Genomic DNA, 4372 nt, shown 5'->3' with positions numbered 1-4372 from the left:
CGCGAGTTGGTGAAGCCGATCACCGACTTGTTCATCGTCTCGGCGCCCGCATTGGTCGTCATGATGATGATGATGTTGCGGAAGTCCGCCTTGCGGCCGTTGTTGTCCGTCAACGTCGCGTGGTCCATCACCTGGAGCAGGATGTTGAAGAGGTCCGGGTGGGCCTTCTCGATCTCGTCCAGCACCAGCACCGCGTAGGGGTGCTTGCGGATGGCGTCGGTGAGCAGGCCGCCCTGGTCGAAGCCCACGTAGCCCGGAGGCGCGCCGATGAGCCGGCTCACCGTGTGCTTCTCCGAGTACTCGCTCATGTCGAAGCGCAGGAACTCCACGCCCAGCACCGCGGCGAGCTGCTTGGCCAGCTCCGTCTTGCCCACGCCCGTGGGGCCCGAGAAGAGGAAGCTGCCGATGGGCTTCTCCGGCGCGCGCAGGCCGCTGCGCGCCAGCTTGATGGCGTCCACCACCGACTTGATGGCCGACTCCTGCCCGAAGATGACCCGGTTGAGCTCGGGCTCCAGGTTCTTGAGCTGCACGCCCTCGCTGGCGGACACGCTCTTGGCCGGAATCTTCGCCATCTTCGAGATGACGGTCTCCACGTCCGCCACCGTCACCTGGCCGGAGCGCTTGCCCTCGGGCTTGAGCCGCTCGGCCGCGCCCGTCTCGTCGATGACGTCGATGGCCTTGTCCGGCAGGAAGCGGTCGTTGATGTGCTTGGCGCTCAGCTCCGCCGCCGCCCGGATGGCCTCCGTGGCGTACTTCACCCCGTGGTGGTCCTCGTAGCGGCTCTTGAGCCCCTCGAGGATGAGGACGGTGTCCTCCACGCTCGGCTCGCCTACTTCAATCTTCTGGAAGCGGCGCGACAGGGCCCGATCCCGCTCGAAGGACGCCTTGAACTCCTGGTACGTCGTCGAGCCGATGCAGCGCAGCCGGCCGCTGGCCAGCGCGGGCTTGAGCAGGTTGGACGCATCCATGGAGCCGCCACTGGTGGCCCCCGCACCGACGATGGTGTGGATTTCGTCGATGAAGAGGATGGCGTCCGGGTGCTCCTTGAGCGCCTTGAGCACGCCCTTGAGGCGCTCCTCGAACTGGCCGCGGAACTTGGTGCCCGCCAGCAGCGCGCCCATGTCCAGCGAGAAGATGACCGAGTTCTTCAGCGCCTCGGGCACCCGGCCCTCGTGGATGTGGAGCGCGAGCCCCTCGGCGATGGCCGTCTTGCCCACGCCCGTCTCGCCCACGTAGAGCGGGTTGTTCTTCCGGCGCCGGCAGAGCACCTGGATGGTGCGCTCCAGCTCCTTCTCGCGCCCGATGAGGGGATCAATCCGGCCCTGCTTCGCCTCCTCGTTGAGGTTGGTGGTGTAGGCCTCCAGCGGGCTCTTGCGCGGGCCGCCCTCCCCCTCCTCGTCGTCCCCCGCGGGCATGCCAGCCCGGGGCGCGCCCTCGCTCTCGCCCTCGTCCTCTCCGGACTCGTCCTTGGAGATGCCGTGGGAGATGTAGTTGAGCAGGTCCAGCCGGGTGACACCCTCCTGCTGCAGCAGGTAGAGGGCGTGGCTCTCCTCCTCGCGGAACAGGGCCACGAGGATGTCCCCGCCGTCGATGAGCTTCTGGTCGGCGGACAGGGCGTGCATGGCGGCGCGGTGGAGCACCCGCTCCACGCCGATGGTCTGCTGCGGCTCGGCGTCTACCCCCTCGGGCAGCCGCTCGACGGTCTCCTCCAGGAAGCCCTCCAGGCGTTCCTGAAGTCGCTTGACGTTGGCTCCGCAGCCCTTGAGCACTTCCCGGGTGCGGGTGTCCTTGGTGAGCGCGAGCAGGAGGTGCTCGAGCGTCAGGTACTCGTGACGCATCCGGCGCGCCTCCTCCAGCGCGTTCCGGAAGCTGGCCTGCAATTCCTTGGCGATCAGCGGTCCTGCCACGGTTTCAACCTTCCTCTGGTTCCATCGAGAGGCGCAGCGGGAAGCCATTCTCCCGCGCCGCCGCCTCCACGGTCCTCATCTTCGTCTCGGCGACCTCGAATGTATAAACGCCCGCGACGCCGACACCGTTGTAATGAACGTGCAGCATGATCTGCACGGCATCCGTCTCGGATTTATGGAAGACCTCCTTGAGGACGGCCACCACGAACTCCCGAGTCGTGTAGTTGTCGTTGTGCAGGAGCACCTTGTAGAGGGTCGGCCGCTTCAGCTTCTTCTGCGGGACCGTCTCCGTCGCGACATTCGAATCCGGGTCGTGCTTCTCTCGGGACATGTTCTCCCTCTAATGAGTAGGGGCCACGAACGGCCCCCGCTTGAATCCTGTTTCGGCACGCCACTGGGGCAGGCCAGCCAGCACGGCCGCCCGCTCGTGCTCCAGGAAGGAGCGTACCGCCCGATCGACCCCGGGGTGGAAGAGCAAGTGAGCGCTCCGCGTGAGGCTCGGCTCGAAACCCCGGATGAGCTTGTGCTCCCCGCCCGCGCCCGGCTCGAAGCGCTCCAGCCCCCGGGCGATGGCCTCGGTCACCGGGTGGTAGAGGCAGACGTTGAAGTGCAGGAAGGGGTGCTCCTCGAAGCAGCCCCAATAGCGGCCGTAGAGGGTGCGCGGCCCCACCAGGTTGAAGGCGCCCGCCACCAGCCGGCCCTCCCGGCGGGCCTCCACCAGCTCGCAGGAGGCACGGAAGGTGGACAGCATGCGCGCGAAGAAGTCCGGGGTGAGGAGGCGCCGGCCCCACGGGTACTTGTCCACCGTGGAGGCGTAGAGGCGGTGGAGCTCCCCCGGATCCACCTCGGCCAGCGCCTCGCCGCGCAGGGTGCGCAGGGTGATGCCCTGGGCGGCCGGGGCGCGCAGCTCCCGGCGGAGCTGGTTGCGCCGCTTGGTATGGAAGCGGGCGAGGAAGTCCTCGAAGGAGCCGTAGCCCGCGTTGCTCCACTGGTACTGCACCCCCAGGCGCGGCGCGAAGCCGGCGGCCTCCAGGGCGGGCAGCTCCGCCTCGGTGGTGAAGTGGACGTGGACGCTGGAGAGGCCCTCGGCGCGGGCGTACTCCAGGGCCCCGCGGGCGAGCTCCGCCTCCCGCTCGGCCCGGTCCTCGCCGGGGGCCACCAGGAGGCGCCGGCCGGTGACGGGGGTGAAGGGCACGGCCAGCAGCAGCTTCGGGTAGTAGCGCACGCCGAGGCGCTCGGAGGCGGTGGCCCAGGACCAGTCGGCGACGAACTCGCCGTGGCTGTCGTCCTTGAGGTACGCCGGGGCCGCGGCCACCAGTCGGGAGCCCCGCCACAGGGTGAGATGGCGCGGGTGCCAGCCGGCCGAGGCCCCCACGCTGCCGCTCTCCTCCAGCGCCGCCAGGAAGGCCCACTCGGAGAAGGGCCGGGCCGCATCGTCGAGCAGCGCGTCCCAGGCTCCCCGGGGGACCTCGGTGATGGCGCGAAGGACGCGCAGGGTGGGTGGCAGCGGGTCGGACATCGTCGGCGGGCGGAGCCTATAACGGCCCACTCCCGGGCCCGCCAACCCGCTCGCGCGCCGAGTGTCTAACGGCCGCGGGTGAGCTCGGCGGCCAGGAAGCGGCCCACCTCGGCCAGTCCCGCCTGGGCGCGCTGCCGGCCCTCGGGCGACTCCATCACCCGACGCGCGGCCTCGCTGGCGGTGCCGACCTCCAGGTCCGCGAGCACCAGGAAGGCGCTCCACGCGGGCGACAGCTCCGCCACGCGCCCGGGACGCTGGGGCCGGTCCTTCAGCGTGGCGGCCACCTTCTCCACCAGCCCCTCGTCCTCGAGCCGCTTGGACTTGCCGCGCATGGCCGTCCACGTCTCTTCGAGGAGCGAGGTGAGCAGCCGGCCCTGGAGTGCCTGCGAGAGGCGCTGCGCGGCCTCCTCCTCGTCGATGTTGTGGGCGCGCGCGTAGGTGGGCGTCAGCTTCGCCACCACCACCGGGCGCGTGGCGAGGTGTCCCAGTCGGGGAGGGTAGGCCATGGGCTCCTTCTACCAGTTACCAGCGCACGAGGAGGCGGAAGCCCAGGTGCGAGCGCTCCTCCACGGTGATGATGGGCTGCACGTGGGCCCGCTCCAGCGCCACCTCCAGCGCGCCGGCGATGAACTCCGGGCGGTTGTGGGTGTCCGGAATGGTGACGCGCCGGGCGCGCTCCCCCATGGGAATCAGCTGCACGTCCAGGTCCGGCCGGCCCATCATCGCGAGGTAGCGCGGCAGCCGCTCCACCACCCGCGCCGCGCCAATCATCGGCAGCGCCACGGCGGCCACCCGGCCCACCAGCGTGTCGGAGAAGCCCTCGGTCAGCTTGCGGCCGAGGAGGCGGTAGGCGTCCGCGTCGCCCAGCTCTCCGTAGACGAGGTCCCTCGCCAGGGCCACGCACCGCTTCCACACCTGGACCGGGTAGTCCATCTCGGGGCACCTC

Annotated in this window: 5 protein-coding genes; all 5 read right to left on the bottom strand. The window is 69.9% G+C overall.

Features of this window, described 5'->3' with window-relative positions; translation table 11 throughout:
• The coding region (gene clpA / locus VF697_RS34595; protein ID WP_331101779.1) for an ATP-dependent Clp protease ATP-binding subunit ClpA at positions 1-1907 on the bottom strand (1907 nt) is incomplete at its 3' end.
• A gap of 4 nt (positions 1908-1911) precedes the next feature.
• Positions 1912-2238 carry an ATP-dependent Clp protease adaptor ClpS gene (locus tag VF697_RS34590; RefSeq protein ID WP_331101778.1) on the bottom strand — a complete coding sequence of 109 codons (327 nt, stop codon included), beginning with the start codon at positions 2236-2238 and terminating at the stop codon, positions 1912-1914.
• A gap of 9 nt (positions 2239-2247) precedes the next feature.
• Positions 2248-3426, bottom strand: a complete 1179-nt coding sequence (locus tag VF697_RS34585) for a GNAT family N-acetyltransferase (RefSeq protein ID WP_331101777.1) — start codon at positions 3424-3426, stop codon at positions 2248-2250.
• A 65-nt stretch (positions 3427-3491) separates the two neighbouring features.
• Positions 3492-3932, bottom strand: coding sequence for a hypothetical protein (locus tag VF697_RS34580; RefSeq protein WP_331101776.1), 441 nt, complete (start codon positions 3930-3932; stop codon positions 3492-3494).
• Between the two features lie 16 nt (positions 3933-3948).
• On the bottom strand, positions 3949-4372 hold a 424-nt coding region (locus VF697_RS34575), incomplete at its 5' end, for a DUF2378 family protein (protein WP_331101775.1).

The organism is Archangium sp. (assembly GCF_036388035.1).
Classification (GTDB): Bacteria; Myxococcota; Myxococcia; order Myxococcales; family Myxococcaceae; genus Archangium.
This window is presented reverse-complemented; position numbering and strand designations above follow the sequence as displayed.

Bases quoted from the DNA above. Each gene is read 5' to 3' on its own strand.
- VF697_RS34585 (WP_331101777.1), bottom strand. From the start codon at position 3,426: ATGTCCGACCCGCTGCCACCCACCCTGCGCGTCCTTCGCGCCATCACC.
- VF697_RS34580 (WP_331101776.1), bottom strand. From the start codon at position 3,932: ATGGCCTACCCTCCCCGACTGGGACACCTCGCCACGCGCCCGGTGGTG.
- VF697_RS34590 (WP_331101778.1), bottom strand. From the start codon at position 2,238: ATGTCCCGAGAGAAGCACGACCCGGATTCGAATGTCGCGACGGAGACG.